15 protein-coding genes are annotated in these 14067 nt (G+C 63.6%); 4 read left to right on the plus strand and 11 right to left on the minus strand.

What is annotated here, in order from left to right:
• Positions 1 to 84: 84 nt before the first annotated feature.
• Positions 85 to 1071, minus strand: a complete 987-nt coding sequence (locus tag H5P29_RS29700; RefSeq protein ID WP_154384402.1) for an ABC transporter substrate-binding protein — start codon at positions 1069 to 1071, stop codon at positions 85 to 87.
• 271 nt (positions 1072 to 1342) lie between these two features.
• On the opposite strand from H5P29_RS29700, the gene H5P29_RS29705 reads away from it, so the two are divergent.
• Positions 1343 to 2308: a sugar-binding transcriptional regulator gene (locus H5P29_RS29705; RefSeq protein WP_067968263.1), complete on the plus strand. Its 966-nt coding sequence runs from the start codon at positions 1343 to 1345 to the stop codon at positions 2306 to 2308.
• Positions 2309 to 2334: 26 nt separating this feature from the next.
• On the opposite strand, the gene H5P29_RS29710 is transcribed toward H5P29_RS29705, so the two are convergent.
• Together H5P29_RS29710 and H5P29_RS29715 are read right to left on the minus strand one after the other, a co-directional pair.
• Entirely contained in the window at positions 2335 to 2703 is a 369-nt protein-coding gene (locus tag H5P29_RS29710) for a hypothetical protein (protein WP_154384401.1), read from the minus strand.
• 117 nt (positions 2704 to 2820) lie between these two features.
• Positions 2821 to 3834 carry a sugar-binding transcriptional regulator gene (locus tag H5P29_RS29715; RefSeq protein WP_067968259.1) on the minus strand — a complete coding sequence of 338 codons (1014 nt, stop codon included), beginning with the start codon at positions 3832 to 3834 and terminating at the stop codon, positions 2821 to 2823.
• Between the two features lie 161 nt (positions 3835 to 3995).
• Between H5P29_RS29715 and H5P29_RS29720 the strand changes: the two genes are divergently transcribed.
• Positions 3996 to 4769 (plus strand): hypothetical protein, encoded by a 774-nt coding sequence (locus H5P29_RS29720; RefSeq protein WP_154384400.1) that lies wholly within the window; start codon positions 3996 to 3998, stop codon positions 4767 to 4769.
• A 5-nt stretch (positions 4770 to 4774) separates the two neighbouring features.
• Here H5P29_RS29720 and ptsP read toward each other — a convergent pair whose 3' ends face one another.
• The 5 genes from ptsP to H5P29_RS29745 form a co-directional block, all read right to left on the minus strand.
• Positions 4775 to 6757 carry a phosphoenolpyruvate--protein phosphotransferase gene (ptsP, locus tag H5P29_RS29725; protein ID WP_154384399.1) on the minus strand — a complete coding sequence of 661 codons (1983 nt, stop codon included), beginning with the start codon at positions 6755 to 6757 and terminating at the stop codon, positions 4775 to 4777.
• Between the two features lie 48 nt (positions 6758 to 6805).
• On the minus strand, positions 6806 to 7186 hold the full coding sequence (locus H5P29_RS29730; protein WP_067968250.1) for a PTS glucitol/sorbitol transporter subunit IIA: 381 nt from the start codon (positions 7184 to 7186) through the stop codon (positions 6806 to 6808).
• 113 nt (positions 7187 to 7299) lie between these two features.
• Complete coding sequence (locus H5P29_RS29735) at positions 7300 to 8310, minus strand: PTS glucitol/sorbitol transporter subunit IIB (RefSeq protein ID WP_154384398.1); 1011 nt, start codon at positions 8308 to 8310, stop codon at positions 7300 to 7302.
• Between the two features lie 16 nt (positions 8311 to 8326).
• Complete coding sequence (locus H5P29_RS29740; RefSeq protein ID WP_154384397.1) at positions 8327 to 9085, minus strand: PTS glucitol/sorbitol transporter subunit IIC; 759 nt, start codon at positions 9083 to 9085, stop codon at positions 8327 to 8329.
• Between the two features lie 52 nt (positions 9086 to 9137).
• Positions 9138 to 9572 (minus strand): transcriptional regulator GutM, encoded by a 435-nt coding sequence (locus H5P29_RS29745; protein ID WP_067968240.1) that lies wholly within the window; start codon positions 9570 to 9572, stop codon positions 9138 to 9140.
• A gap of 192 nt (positions 9573 to 9764) precedes the next feature.
• Here H5P29_RS29745 and H5P29_RS29750 point away from each other — a divergent pair, with 192 nt between their 5' ends.
• The gene (locus tag H5P29_RS29750; RefSeq protein WP_154384396.1) at positions 9765 to 10403 is read left to right on the plus strand and encodes a hypothetical protein; all 639 of its coding nucleotides are present in this window, start codon (positions 9765 to 9767) and stop codon (positions 10401 to 10403) included.
• A 95-nt stretch (positions 10404 to 10498) separates the two neighbouring features.
• The gene (locus H5P29_RS29755; RefSeq protein WP_154384395.1) at positions 10499 to 11167 is read left to right on the plus strand and encodes an HAD family phosphatase; all 669 of its coding nucleotides are present in this window, start codon (positions 10499 to 10501) and stop codon (positions 11165 to 11167) included.
• A gap of 28 nt (positions 11168 to 11195) precedes the next feature.
• Here H5P29_RS29755 and H5P29_RS29760 read toward each other — a convergent pair whose 3' ends face one another.
• The 3 genes from H5P29_RS29760 to H5P29_RS29770 are packed head-to-tail and all read right to left on the minus strand — an operon-like array spanning position 11196 to position 14066.
• The gene (locus H5P29_RS29760) at positions 11196 to 12326 is read right to left on the minus strand and encodes a P1 family peptidase (RefSeq protein WP_067968533.1); all 1131 of its coding nucleotides are present in this window, start codon (positions 12324 to 12326) and stop codon (positions 11196 to 11198) included.
• A 5-nt stretch (positions 12327 to 12331) separates the two neighbouring features.
• Entirely contained in the window at positions 12332 to 13162 is an 831-nt protein-coding gene (locus H5P29_RS29765; RefSeq protein ID WP_154384394.1) for an ABC transporter permease, read from the minus strand.
• A gap of 10 nt (positions 13163 to 13172) precedes the next feature.
• Positions 13173 to 14066: an ABC transporter permease gene (locus tag H5P29_RS29770; RefSeq protein ID WP_067968224.1), complete on the minus strand. Its 894-nt coding sequence runs from the start codon at positions 14064 to 14066 to the stop codon at positions 13173 to 13175.
• Position 14067 lies beyond the last annotated feature (1 nt).

Raw genomic sequence — 14067 nt, forward strand, 5'->3', positions numbered from 1 at the left:
GGATGCCGCGCGATACTGGCACATCGGCCAGTTCAAATCTGGAGAAAGGACCCGGAAGGCCGATCGGCCTTCCGGGTCGGACGATCAGCCGCCGAACAGGCCGGAGAACTTCGCCTTGTCGGCTTCGATCTTCTCGACGATCGCCTTGACGTCGAAGTTCATGACCTTGACCTCGACGCCTTCGGGCAGCCAGGCGGGCCGGCCGACGGAAGGCTTGGCCGGCAGGTAGCCCTGCTCGAGTGCCAGCTTCTGGCCATCGTCGGACAGGATAAAGTCGACGAACTGCTTGGCGCCCGCGACGTTCTTTGCCGTCGAAAGAATGGCCACCGGCTCAGTGACGGCAGGTACGCCCTCGGACGGGAAAACGAACTCGACCGGCGAGCCCTTGGCCTTGGCATTCATCGCCATGAAGTCGACCAGGATGCCATAGGGCTTCTCGCCGCTGGCCACGGACTTCAGCACGGCACCGTTGCCGCGAACCGAGATCGTGTTGTTGGCCTTCAGCTTGTCGAAATAGTCCCAGCCATAGTCGACATTGCCGGTAAAGGCGGAGAGCAGGTAGGCGGCGGCGCCGGAATAGAGCGGGCTCGGCATAACGAGGCCGTCGGCGTAAGCCGGCTTGGCAAGATCGGCCCAATGCTCTGGCTTCTCGGCAGCTGCGGTGTTGTAGGCAATGCCGGTCGTGATCAGCTTGGAGCCGAAGTAAGTCTTGTCGGCGTCATAGGAGTCCGCTGCGAAGCCATCGAGCTTGGCCTCGGCATAGGCCATCAGGCGAGAGTCCTTCTTCAGCAGTTCCATCGAGACCGCATCGGCGATCAGCAGCACGTCCGGCTGCGGGCTGTTTGCGGCAAACTCGGCGGCGAGCTTGGCGAGGATATCGCTGGTGCCCGAACGGTAGACCTGCACGTCGACGTCCGGATGGACCTTCTTGAAGGCCTCGACGGTCTTGGTCGCATCAGCTTCCGGCTGCGACGTATAAAGGGTCAACGTTTCAGCGCTGGCAGCGCCGGCGAAGAGCGCCACGGCCAGGGCGAGCTGGCTTGCGGCCAGCCTGGCGAATGTCGTTTTCATGAAACCTCCTGTTGTGTCCACACATGGCAAGTCGGCTTCAGATCCGCGTGCCACGACCTCCCTACACAGCGCGTTTGACACTTGGGTGACGGAACGCTGACACATTTATGATATGATCATTTGTTGCGTGTCAAATACAAATGATCATGCTGCATTGCGAAATTTGGAGCATGAAAACAGGCTTCGGAACCGGCATCCGGCCCTTGCGCCAGACTGCAGAACAGCCATTCTCCAGAATCGTTGTGGCGCCGAGGGGGAGACCGGACAAGGAATGCGCACGAAGCAGGAAATGTCGGTCGAGCCGGGTGCCGCCATGGTCTCGTCCGACCTCGCGGTGAAGACGGCATGGCTCTATTATGTCGAGGGCCTGACCCAGGAACAGATCGCCGACAAGCTGAAGGTCAGCCGGGTCAAGGTGATGCGCACTCTTGCCGCCTGCACCGCCGACGGCGTGGTGGTAACGACGATCAACGCCCAGACCGCCAGGCAGGTCGAGCTCGAGCGGGCGTTGGAAAAGCGCTGGGGGCTCGACGCCGCGATCGTGGTGCCGACACCTTCGGCCGACGAACATCTGGAACGGGCGATCGGCCATTCGGTGGCGCTTTATCTCGACCAGCAGATGCAGGACGGCATGACGCTGGCGATCGGCGGCGGGGCGACGCTTCACTCCAGCATCGGCTTTCTCAACCGCCGGCAGCTCAAGAACGCGAGCGTTGTCGCCCTGGTCGGCAGCCTGCCGCACTCACAATGGGTCAACCCGTCGGCGGTGGCGGCAAAGGTTGCGGAGACGCTTGGCGTCGACAGCTACCAGATCACCGCGCCGGTCATCGCCCACAGCCGCGAGCTGCGAGACTTGTTGTGGGCCCAGCCGGAACTGCTCGACGTGCGCAAACGCGCGGCAAAGGCCGATGTCGCTCTTCTGACCGTCGGAGAGATGTCGGCAAACGCCACCATCTTCCGCCACGGCATCGTGCCGCAATCCTTCGTCGCCCCGCTCAAGGCCAAGGGCGCGGTTGCCAATATGTTATGCTACTTCATCGATGCCGAAGGCAAGATGGTCGACCACGAGGTCAATGACAGGGTCATGGCGATCGATCTCGAGGCCGTCAGCGCCGTGCCGAACCTGGTCCTTGCCGCCGGCGGCAAGCGCAAGATCCCGGCCATTCGCGCCGCCCTTGGAGCCGTCAACGCCAATGTGTTGATTACCGACAGCGACAGCGCCGCAGCACTGACCTAGCTGTCCTGAGACCTCCGGGCAGCGGTTTAGAGCAGCCCTCTTTCGCGCAGAAAATCCTCGATGCCGACATGGGTCATGGCCTCGAATTCGGCGATGGCCTCGGCCATCTTCCGGCGCTGCGCGGCAAGCAAGGTGAAGACCTGGCGCATTTCACCGGAGACGCCGAACCGGCCCCAGCGCTCGGCAATGTGGCCGGGAAGGCCGATGTCTGCACAGAAGGCTTCCAGGCTGCCATAGCCGAGTTCCGTGACAAAAGCCCTCGCCGCCTCGGGCGACATACGCTCTTCGACAGCGTAGTCATGCAGCCGCTGTGCGATAAGCCTGACGTCGGAAGGCGACGCCCTCATGACCTTGCTGACCAGGGAGCGGACATTCTCCGGGTTGAAATCAGGCATGGGACCTCCAATTGTGGCAAAGCTATCCGGTTCGTCCGGCGGCTCGTCGAGCAAGCCGCCATTCGCGATCATGCAGGCCACACCAAGGGATGACAAGCACGGCAGGGCATTTGTAGCTCAGGGCGCTTCGATCATCCGTCTTGCGCTGTGTTCATCGGTGATCAGCACCGTCGGCTTGACCAGCTTCATGGCGCCGAGCAGCGCGTCGATCTTGTCTGAGCCACCCGAAGTCAGGATGCGCAGCGGCGCACGCAGTATGCGGTCGACATCGACCGACATGCCGAGCTGGTTGATGGGATGGTCGACAAGCTTGCCGGCGCGGTCGAAGAAATGGAACAGAAGATCGCCGACCGCGCCCTTGGCAGCCAGCTTTTCGCGCTCGGCCTCGGTCAGGAAGCCGCCGCGATAAAAGGTCGAGGCCGAAGCGATGTCGCCGACGCTGACCAGCACCGCATCAAGCGAATCGGCCAGCGCAAAGACCTCGGACAGGCCGCAGCGCTCGATCAGCGCACGCTTGGTCTCGATGCTGTCGACGACGGCAGGCGCCGGAATGAGATAACCGTCGCCCTGGAAGGCCTGGGCGAAGCGCCAGGCGAATTCGGCCGGGTTGGTACGGCGTGCGACGCCGACGCCGCCGAGCAGCGAGATGACGCGGAAATCATTGAGTGGCTTGCCGCTGATGTAGGGCAAGGTGCCGGTCAGCGTGCGGCCCCAGCCGACGCCGACGGACATGCCCGACTTCATCGCTTCGGATAGATAAGCGCCGGTTGCCGCTCCAATCGTCGGGATCGGATCAGCGCCCTCCCCGGAGAGCGGTGCGACGATCGCCCGCTGGACGCCGAACTTCTGCTCCAGCGCCCGCTCCTGGCGGACGATATCGGACAGGTCACCTTCGATGGCGATCTTGATCTCGTTGCGCAGGCGCGCCTCGGCCAGCATGCGCACCACGGTGACGCGGCCGACGCCGAGAACCTCGGCGATGTCGTTCTGGGTCATCTGTTCGATGAAGTACATCCAGGCCGCGCGAACCCGCAGCCGGTCAGCCCGGCTGTCGGTGGGGGAACCCTCGACATCCTGAGGTGTCTCGGCGGTACGCGATCTTCCACCCGACCCTTTGACACCTTTGCTCACGCCGCTCCCCCCGTTTCAGTTCACATCACTTTTCAAGGAACCGCGGCAAGGTCAAGCGGCGAGGTGTCGCGATTGATTTGCACCCCGCGCAAAACAGTGCTGCAATGCCCCGAGGCTGCGGCTTCGTTACGGAGCCGCTACGGCAGCAGGGAATGCGCAAGATGCTGAGGAGTCTTTCGGAAGATGTTGTCGTCAACATCAAGGATCGCCTCCGCGACATGCGCCATCTCGTCCGCTCCAGCCGCCACGACAATCCCGGCGGACCGCGCCGGCCACAAATGGCCGAGCCGTTTGCCCCGCCACCTGAAATCGAGCGCCTGCTGGGTCGCGCTGCAAGCGTTGTCGATGACACGCTGACCGTCGCCGAGACGGTGTCGCGCACGCTGCTGCCGATGGTGCGCACCGGTGACAGCGCCCGGCTGCATGGCTTCGACACCTATTTCGCCACCGGGCGCTCGGCCACGGTCGAGGGCGAGCGCTTGTTCCGCCGCGACCTTTATGCAGCTTTCAAGGCCATGCCGCGAAAGGCAGTCGGCGATCGATTGCCGCTTCACGAAGCAGGTTTCAGTCAGGCGCATCTGGCCGTCCGCAAGAAGCATGGCGGTTTGCTCACCGCCATGCACATCGCGAGCCCGGAGAGCCGGCTTGAAGCTGTCGCTGCCGTTGCCGCCGCAACGTTTGTCGAACTGCTTGCCTGCCAGCCCCGGTCTGGCGACGAGGCTATGGTCCCTGCTCTCGTGCCGCTTGCGCCCATGGTGCTTGCCGCGGCCATCTTGACGTTGTCGCCATCGGGTATGAGCGACGCCGACCTGCTGGAAGCCACCGGCATGGCGGTCGACGCGCGCCGCGAGCGCATCTTGCGCGCACTCGACGGTGCCAACCCGGCCAACGAGCTTGGCGCCATCTTCCGGGTGCTGCTCGCGCATCTGCCCTGAGCCGGCTAGGCGCCGAGCTCGGCTATCCGTTTCTTGGCACGCTGGATCGAGGCCGGGCTCATCGAGAGCTCGGTCAAGCCCATGCGCAGGAACTCTGGGATCAGGTCCGGCCGCCCGGCGGCCTCGCCGCACATGCCGACCATGATGCCCGCCGCTACCCCTGCCCTTGCCGTCATCTCGATCGCCGACATGACAGCGACATTGGTCACGTCGTTGAGCTTGGCGACCGTCGGGTTCAGTCGATCGGCGGCCATGATGTATTGGGTCAGGTCGTTGGTGCCGATAGAGAAGAAGGCGACTTCTTTCGCCAGCGCCGGCGCAATCAGAACCGCAGCCGGCGTCTCGATCATGACGCCAAGCTGAAATTCGCCGAAGGTTACCTTCTCCGCCGCAAGTTCGGCCTTGCAGGTTTCGATCAGCGCACGCGTCGCGCGCACTTCCGACACGTCGGCGACCATCGGCAGCATCACCTTGACGTTGCCATGGACGGCTGCGCGCAACAGCGCTCGCAGCTGCGGCTTGAAGATGTCGGGCCGGTCGAGGCACATGCGAATGCCGCGCCAGCCGAGGAACGGGTTCTCCTCCTGAGGGAACTCGATACCCGAAATCGGTTTGTCGCCGCCGATGTCGAGCGTGCGCACGATAACGGGATAAGGCGCGAAGGCCTTGGCAAGAGCCGCATAGGTCTCGGCCTGCATGTCTTCCGAAGGCAGGTGCATGTGACGCATGAACAGCAGTTCGGTACGGAACAGACCGACGCCCATCGCACCCGCTTCGCGGGCGGCGTCGATCTCTTCGAGTGAGCCGATATTGGCGGCCACTTCGATGATCGTGCCGTCGGCACGGCGCGGGGTGGTATCGCGGAATGCCTTCAGCGCTTCACGCTCGCGTGCGGCCTCGTCGATGCGGGTGCGGAAGCGGTCGAGCACCGGGCCCTCGGGATCGGCCACGACATGACCGCGATGGCCATCGAGCGCGATTTCGCGTGCCTTGGCGAGGTCATGCACCTGAGCCCCCATGCCGAGAACAGCCGGAATGCCATGGGCGCGGGCGATGATGGCGATGTGGGATGTAGCTCCGCCATGGCCGCAGACGATGCCGCCGATGCGCTTCAGCGGTGCGCGTGCCAGGTCCCAGGCGCCGATGTCCTCGGCGATCAGGATCGCCCTCTCGGGAATTTCGTCGAGGCTGATGTCGGCCTGGCCGAGCAGCGCCAGGCAGATCTGGCGACCGACCGCCTGAACGTCATCGGCGCGGGCGTTGAGGTAAGGATCGTCGACCTGGCCGAACTGGGCCGCAATCTTGGCGGCGGCGCCGATGACCGAGGTGACCGCGTCGCTGCCGGTGTTGATGGTGGCGACCACTTCGTCGCGCAGCTCGTCGTCAGCGGCTATGTCGCGCAGCGCGGCGATGATGCCACGATCATTTGCCGACAGCGTGTCCGATGCCAGCGAGGCGTTCATGCGCGCCTGCACGGCCTCGACAGCCTCGGCGAAGCGAACGAGTTCGGCGTTGATGTCGCCAACCGAAAGCGTGCGGCGCTCCGGCTTGATCTCGGGCGGGAAGTGGGCGAAGGCGGTGCCGACGGCATAGCCCTCGCTGGCAGCCACGCCCTTCAGGGCGCCTGATATCTCTTCCTCGAATGCCGCGGGCTTGGTCGGTTCGATCTTGAGCGTCACGCCCGCGGCGGCGGCGGCATCAGGCTCGCCCGGCGCCTGTTCCTCGGCCAGACCGGCGAGCGGGTTCTCGAGATAGCCGACCAGCGCTTCCACTGCCTCGATCTCGTCAGCACCTTTGGTGCGGATCGTGACTTCGTCGTTTTCCTTGACGGCGAGCAGCATCAGCTTGACCGCGCTCTTGGCGCTGGCCGACTTGCCGTCCTTGATGATCTCGACCTCGCTTTCGAAGCTCTTGGCGAGCTTGACGAAACGGGTGGCGGGCCGGGCATGCAACCCTTCATGCACTCTGACGATCGTCGAGCGTTCCATAGGCAGGTCTCTTGTTCCAGGTCAGTATAGCGGCGTAACGCGCGGCAATCAGCGGCCGATGGTAATGGCTGCGCCGGCCTTGAGAGCTCCGACGAGCACTTCGCCCTCGACCACCGAGGCGCAGATTTCGCCCGGCCGCTCGGCGGCATCGGCGCCGTTGAAATTGATGACCACGTGGCCGATCTCGCGCACCTTGTTCCAGGCACTGTCGCCCATGGCGGTGATGGTGCCCTCGAGTTCGCCGATGGCAATGGCGGCGCCGACGACGGGGGCCGCGTCGCTCGGCCCGACTTCAGCCTTGTGCAGCACCGACACCTCGGCCAGCTCAGGCGGAGCACCGTCGGCGAACAGGATCAGCACGCCGCCTTCGGCCAGCTCTGCCACTTCCGGTCCGATTGCCGTTATGAGCGTCTTGAGATGAACCGACATGATCGAAGCCTTTTTCTGGGCCCGGGCTGGAATGCTGTCCGGGCGTACCTGTTTTGCCGGCTTGGCCGGCCGATGAAATGCCCGGCGACGACAAGCGCCGCCGGGCAAGGATCTTAGAATACGATCAGGCTGACCGCCCAGGCGATGAGCACCGAGACCGGGCCCATGATCTGGCGGCTGATCAGAACGGCGGGAACGCCGATCTCGATGGTCTTGGGCTTGGCCTCGCCGAGCGCCAGGCCGACCGGCACGAAGTCGCAACCGACCTGGGTGTTGTAGGCAAACAGCGCCGGAAGCGCCATTGCCGGCGAGATCGTGCCGTTGGCGATCTGCGGGCCGATGATCGCCACGCCGATGACCTGGGCGATGACCGCGCCTGGCCCGAGGATGGGCGACAGGAACGGCAGGCCGCAGATGGCCGAGATGACCAGCAGGCCAACGATGTTGTTGGCCAGCGGTCCCATCGGCTGGGCGAGCACGTCGCCAATGCCGGTATAGAGGATCAGGCCGATCAGCATCGTCACGAACGCCATGAACGGCAGCACGTTGCGGACGACCTGGTCGATGGTGCGGCGGCCGGCATTGAAGAAGATACCGACGACACGCCCCATGACGCGGCCGATGCTGGCGACGAGGTTGATGAACCCGCCGTCGTTGGACGCTGCGGGGGCGGTGGTGTTTGTCGCCGTCGCGAACGAGGCGTTGTTCGCGTTGGAGGCAGAGCCTGCCGATGTCACGGCTTCCGAACCGTCGGCCATGGTGATGTCGCTTTCCTTGACGCCCGACACGTAGATGTCTTCGGTGATGAACTGGGCGAGCGGGCCCGCCTGTCCCACCGGGGTGAGGTTGACGGTGGGGATGCGTTTGCGCGGATACACCCCGCAACGCGCGGTGCCGCCACAATCGACGACCACCACCGCCATCTCGCCTTCGACCGGCGGCGACTTGAAGCCATCCACGGCTTCAGCACCGGTCATCTCGGCGATGCGGGCAGCGACAGGGTGGATGCCGCCGCCGGTGACGGAGACGACCTTGTTGCGCTGGTCCGTCGGCTGGACGACCAGGGGACCGCCCCAGCCGCTCTTGCCGCGGGAAATCTTGACTGCCTTGTAAGACTTGGCCATGTGCCCCTCCCCGCCCTTACAGCTCGACGCCCTGGCGGCGTGCCATGATGGCGGTGATGCGCTCGGTCAGCATGCCCTTGAGCAGGATGACGACGAGGCCGACGATGGCGTACCAGATGGCCACCTGGATGTGATAGCCGCCGGGAACAACGCCCTTCTTCTCAAGCTCGAGCAGAGCCACGAGGATGCCGCCCCAGACGAAGTATTCGCCCGGATTGATGTGCGGGAACAGGCCGAGGGGCGGATGCACGTAGGACACGGCCGCGTCATAGAAGGCGGGCTTGTGCTTTTCTTCCAGGAAAGAGCCGAAGGTGTAGGCCATCGGGTTGGTCAGGAAGAACACCGAGATCAGCGGCAAAACGGTGTAGCGGGTCAACGCGATGCGCCCGGCGCCACGGGCGATGCCGTGAACCCTCTCCTCGCCGACGAGCTCGGTCAGCGCGTAGAAGGCAGTCATCAGCACGACGAGCGTCGGGATGATGCCGGTGACGAAACCGGCGAAGACCTCACCGCCCTTCTGGAAGATGCCGATAAAGTATTTGCCGATGCTGGTGAGCCAGCCGAGCTGTTCCTCCTGAGCAACGGTGTTGAGCTTTTCCTTGAACTGCTCGACGGTCAGGTCGCCGCTCGCCTGGGCGAGCACGACGAGATCGTTCGTCGCTCCCTTGACGGCGAGCTTGCCGTGAATTGCAGCATCCGTGGCCATTGAACCCGCGACATGCAGGTTCTGGACGGCCATGTCGGCGTGCTGCGCCAACATAGATAGGACTGACATTTCTCCTCCTTGATATCCTCACCCTAGGGACCGCGCCCGAAAGGTGCCGCCCCTACATACCCACTGGCTTGAGGCCGGCGAGGCCGGGCCCCTTTGGCTCGAGCCGTGCGCGGTCGACTTGTTCGACAGCCTTCTTCACGGCTTCCGCCACACCGGCTTCCCCCTCTCCCAGTACAGCGGGATTGGACCGGAGTTGATCGAGGGAAATTCCCTCCAGATTTTCATGACGCTTGAATTTGGCGAAGACGGAGCGCCCGGTCATGGTCAGCAGCCGCTGGACCTTGAGGTCCGGCGTGACCACGATCAGCGCGATCGTTCCCTTGCCCAGGCGGCCGCGGCAATTGCCGGCGCCGACATAGCCATCCTGGTACTTCGCCGTGATGCCCTTGAAGACATCGGCGTAGTGCCGCATCTGGATCCACACGCCGAGCGACTGCAGCGCCCAGACGACGCCCAGAAGCAGCAGTCCCCACTGCCAGATTGCCATAAGGCTCTTCCTCCCGAAGTCCTCCGGAGCGGCGACATGCTGAGCCGCTCACATATCAATCAAAGAACATTTGTCTTTATGAATGTCAATATGTATAACTTTGGACACCCCGCACGATGGTTCCGATCCACAGCGGCATTTGGCATTTTGCCTGCCGATGGTATCTTCGGACAGGGCAGGAGCACTGCGACGATGGACCTGATCTTCAAGAACGAACTTGCGCTGGTGCCCGACCTCCGTCACAGGCTCAGGCAATTGCGCTGGTTCCGCACGACCTTCCGCAACAGCGCGCGTGCCATCACCGCCCGCTACGGCATCCGCTTCGACATCGACGAGAAGAAACTGACGCGCATCTTCCTCGACTGGGTCGAGATCGTAAACGCCCAAAAATCATATGCACAGCTCGACCGCGCCGACTTCATCGTCTACGCCGCCGGCCTCGCCCTCAAGGAGCTGATCAGGCAGGCGCCGGTGCGGATCGACGATGTGCGGCCTCCCGACGCATCGACACCGGCGCAGGCCATTCCCGACATCGTGCGGTTCTGGCCGGAGGGCTTCGTCTACACCAACTTCTGCGTCTGCTCGATTGCCGTGCTGTTCGAGCAGGAGTTTGACGAAGCCCCTGCCCTCGACGCATGCGCCGACGACCTCAGGACCTGGTGGTCCTACAAGGAGAATACGGCCGAGATGCCGAGCTATGCCGTTGCCTATCTCGACCGCTTCCTCGGCGCCGAGCCCAACTGGCTCGCGCCCGACCTGCCGGAAGAGCGCAGCGCCATGCAGCGTGCGCTGCAGGCGTCGCCACGACCCGAGGCGATCGGCCGGGATTAGATCTTCCACCATCGCGGCTGCAACGCGGCGCGACCGCAGCAGCCTGCTTTCGACAAACGGCGGCCTGTGCGCCGCAAAGCTTCCTGGAGTTCGACTTGCCCAAAGACAGCCTGGTGATTTTCGATTGCGACGGCGTGCTGGTCGACAGCGAACCGCTGGCCGCCCTTGCCTATGTGCGCGCCTATGCCAGAAACGGCCTCGAGATCGAGGCAGAGGTCATCTCGCATTGCGTCGGCATGAAGCAGGCCGACATCATCGCCAAGATCCACCAGCTCACCGGCCATTTGCTGCCCGACGACGCCACCGACGATATCTGGGGCGAGACCAAGGCGCTGTTCACCGAGCAGCTGGCCTCGACGCTCGATATCGCCGCCTTCCTGTCGAAGCTCAAAACCGCCCGTTGCGTCGCCTCGTCCTCGTCGGTCGAGCGCATCAACCACAGCCTCGAAGTCACCGGCCTCGCCCATTATTTCGGTCCATCGATCTTCAGTTCGTCGATGGTCAAGAACGGCAAACCGGCGCCCGACATCTTCCTCTTTGCCGCCGAGAAGATGGGTTTTGCGCCCGAGCGCTCGGTGGTCATCGAGGACTCGCGCTACGGCGTGCAGGGCGCTGTCGCTGCCGGCATGACGGCCATCGGCTACGTCGGCGGCGGCCACACCCATGACGGCCACGGCCCGGAGCTTATGGCGGCGGGCGCATCAGCCGTCTGCGCCAGCTGGGACGAGATCTCGGCCGAGCTGCTCAAGCGCGGCTTCGTCTGACGACAAACCACCTTTCCCGTTGTTGCCGCTACTTGATGCGGGCATAGTCGCGCATCACCGCGACCAGCTGGTCATGCGGCATCGCCTGGATGCGGAAACGATCGAAGGCGGTGCCGCCGGCGTCCTCGGCCGCCAGCATCGCATTGACCACGGCTTCCTCCACGCTGTCGACGGTCGCGGCATAGACCGGATCCAGCTTCTCGTCATTGACGATTTCGAGGTTCAGCCTGGCCGGCGCATGGTGGGCCATGGGTTGCGGGTTGGCGGTCGAGAAGGCCAGGAAGATGTCGCCTGAATTGTTGCCCCCTGGTGTGCCGCCACGGCCGATGCCTATGGCGGCGCGGCGCGCCAGCCGCTGCAGCTGATGTGGCGCCATCGGCAGGTCGGTGGCGACGACGACGATGATCGACCCGCGTTCGGCGAGCTGGCTCTGGGGCGTGCCGTCGCGCATATGCTCGCCGACGGGCACGCCCCTGATCGTCAGCCAGTCACGCTGGCCATGGTTGGCCTGGACGAGCGTGCCGATCCTGTGCTCGCGGCCGCCGAATTCGACGATACGCGACGACGTGCCGGTCCCACCCTTGAAGCCGTAGGTGACCATACCGGTGCCGCCGCCACAGTTGCCTTCCTGGACCGGCCCCGATGACAGGCTGTCGAGGGCGGCCCTGACGTCCGCTTCGGTCAATGGCAGGCCGTTGATGTCGTTCAGCACGCCGTCATAGGTCTCTGCAATGACAGGCATGATCCAGAGGAAGTTGTCGGTGTCATAGGTCGAGGCATAGCGCTCCAGCATCCATTTCACGGTCGCGTGGTGGGCCATGCCGACGGCATGGGTATTGGTGATGACGACGGGACCGAGGAAGTAGCCGCCATCCTCGATCCAGTGCGTGCCGGTCATCTCCCCGTTGCCATTGAAGCGGTGCACACCTGCATAAACCGGGACGGGCGTCGGCGAGGCCGCATGCGGCAGGATAGCGGTTACGCCGGTGCGCACCGGGCGCTTGCGGCCGGGCCTCGGTACATCTTCGAAAATTGTCCTGAACCCGACGCCAATGCCCTCGACATCAGTGATGGCATTAAACGGGCCGGGCCGGCCCGGAAACGGCAGGCCGAGGTCGCGGGCCCGGGCTTTGGTGGCGGGAGATTTCGGTTTGGTCATCAGGATCATTTCTGCCGGGAGCGCAGGTAGAGGCCAAGCGAGGCCACGACGAAGGAGAAGGTGAGCATCATCACCGCAATCGCATTGATCTCGGGTTTGATGCCGCGGCGAAGCATGGCGAAGATGAACATCGGCAGCGTCGTCACATCGACGCCGGCGATGAAGTAGGTGATCACCAGGTCGTCCATCGAAATGATGAAGGCAAGCAGCGCGCCGCCGATGATGCCTGGCAGCAACTGCGGGAACACAACCTTGCGGAATGTCACCCACTCGTTGGCGCCGAGATCGGCGGAGGCGTTTTCGAGCGTGCGGTCCATGCCGGCAAGACGCGCCGACACGACGATGAAGACATAGGAGATCAGGAAGGTGCACTGGCCGATGATGATCGTTTTCAGGCCGAGCGTGATCCCCGAATTGACGAAGAAGATCAGCAAGGCGATGCCGAGCACGATGTCGGGCATCAGCATCGGCATGAACATCACAGTGCGATAGAAGCGCTTGCCGAAGAAGGCGAAGCGGTAGAGCGCAATGGCGATGGCGGTCCCGAACACGGTCGCGATTATGGTGGTGGAGGTCGCGATGATCAGGCTGTTCCAGACCGCCTGGACGAGTTGGTCGGTCGATTCGATGTAAAGGGCATTCTCCGAGATCGTCGTCTTGAAGCCGAGGACCTGAGCGTACCACTCGGTGGTGAAGCCGCTCCACGTCATCATGTTCATGGGATTGGAGTTGAACGAGTAGACGGCGATCAGCACCAGGGGGATGTAGATGAAGGCGAAGAACAGCATGGTGTAGGCAATCAGCCCACCGCGGAAGAGAAAGCGGGTAATCTTCATCTGCAGCCCCTCAATTTGTGGCGTCAGCGCCGCGGCGACCGGACGCGACGACATGGATGAAGAGCAGCACCAGCATCACGCTCATCACCATCATCGCCAAGGCCGACCCGAAGGGCCAGTTGCGGGCAGACAGGAACTGCTGCTCGATGAGATTTCCCAGCATCATCACCTTGGCGCCACCAAGAACCGCAGGAACGACGAAGTTCCCAAGCGCCGGGATGAAGACGATGATGGCACCACCGGCAATGCCAGGCGCGGTCAGCGGCAGGATGATGCGGACAAAAGTCCGGACCGGGCCCGCGCCGAGGTCGAGCGACGCGCGTACCAGCGTCCAGTCGAGCTTTTCGACGCTGGCATAGATCGGCATGAACATGAACGGAATGAAGATGTAGACCATGCCGAGCACAATGGCGCCATCGGTGTAGATCAGCTCGAGCGGTCGCGTGATGACGCCTGTCGCGAGCAACGCCTCGTTGACGATGCCAGTCTGGCGCAGGATGAGCACCCAGATGAACAATCGCACGATCAGGCTGGTGAAGAAGGGCAGTGTGATCAGGAAGAGGCAGAAATTCCTCCAGCGCTCAGACAGCCGCGCAATGCAGAAGGCTGCGGGATAACAGACGACCATGGTGGCGATGACGGTGAAGCCCGCGATCTTGAGCGAGCGCAGGAAGATCGAGAGGTAGACCGGGTCGAAGACCTCGAATGCCGGGTCGGCGAAACCGAGGATGCGGCCATAATTATGCGGATAGTAGGTCCACTCCACGCCCCCATAGAGGCCGGGGGCGAGAAAGCTGGTGACGATCATGATCGCCAGCGGGCCCAGGAAAAAGACAGCTAGGAAAAGCGTCACCGGGGCGAGCAGCAGCGCCAGCTGAACGCGGCGGCGACCAGCGAGAGACATC

The sequence above is a fragment of the Aminobacter sp. MDW-2 genome (assembly GCF_014250155.1).
Lineage (GTDB): Bacteria > Pseudomonadota > Alphaproteobacteria > Rhizobiales > Rhizobiaceae > Aminobacter > Aminobacter ciceronei.

Bases quoted from the DNA above. Each gene is read 5' to 3' on its own strand.
- H5P29_RS29770 (WP_067968224.1), bottom strand. From the start codon at position 14,066: ATGTCTCTCGCTGGTCGCCGCCGCGTTCAGCTGGCGCTGCTGCTCGCC.
- H5P29_RS29765 (WP_154384394.1), bottom strand. From the start codon at position 13,162: ATGAAGATTACCCGCTTTCTCTTCCGCGGTGGGCTGATTGCCTACACC.
- H5P29_RS29720 (WP_154384400.1), top strand. From the start codon at position 3,996: ATGCTGAGGAGTCTTTCGGAAGATGTTGTCGTCAACATCAAGGATCGC.
- ptsP (WP_154384399.1), bottom strand. From the start codon at position 6,757: ATGGAACGCTCGACGATCGTCAGAGTGCATGAAGGGTTGCATGCCCGG.
- H5P29_RS29735 (WP_154384398.1), bottom strand. From the start codon at position 8,310: ATGGCCAAGTCTTACAAGGCAGTCAAGATTTCCCGCGGCAAGAGCGGC.
- H5P29_RS29745 (WP_067968240.1), bottom strand. From the start codon at position 9,572: ATGGCAATCTGGCAGTGGGGACTGCTGCTTCTGGGCGTCGTCTGGGCG.
- H5P29_RS29760 (WP_067968533.1), bottom strand. From the start codon at position 12,326: ATGACCAAACCGAAATCTCCCGCCACCAAAGCCCGGGCCCGCGACCTC.
- H5P29_RS29700 (WP_154384402.1), bottom strand. From the start codon at position 1,071: ATGAAAACGACATTCGCCAGGCTGGCCGCAAGCCAGCTCGCCCTGGCC.
- H5P29_RS29740 (WP_154384397.1), bottom strand. From the start codon at position 9,085: ATGTCAGTCCTATCTATGTTGGCGCAGCACGCCGACATGGCCGTCCAG.
- H5P29_RS29710 (WP_154384401.1), bottom strand. From the start codon at position 2,703: ATGCCTGATTTCAACCCGGAGAATGTCCGCTCCCTGGTCAGCAAGGTC.
- H5P29_RS29705 (WP_067968263.1), top strand. From the start codon at position 1,343: ATGCGCACGAAGCAGGAAATGTCGGTCGAGCCGGGTGCCGCCATGGTC.
- H5P29_RS29730 (WP_067968250.1), bottom strand. From the start codon at position 7,186: ATGTCGGTTCATCTCAAGACGCTCATAACGGCAATCGGACCGGAAGTG.
- H5P29_RS29750 (WP_154384396.1), top strand. From the start codon at position 9,765: ATGGACCTGATCTTCAAGAACGAACTTGCGCTGGTGCCCGACCTCCGT.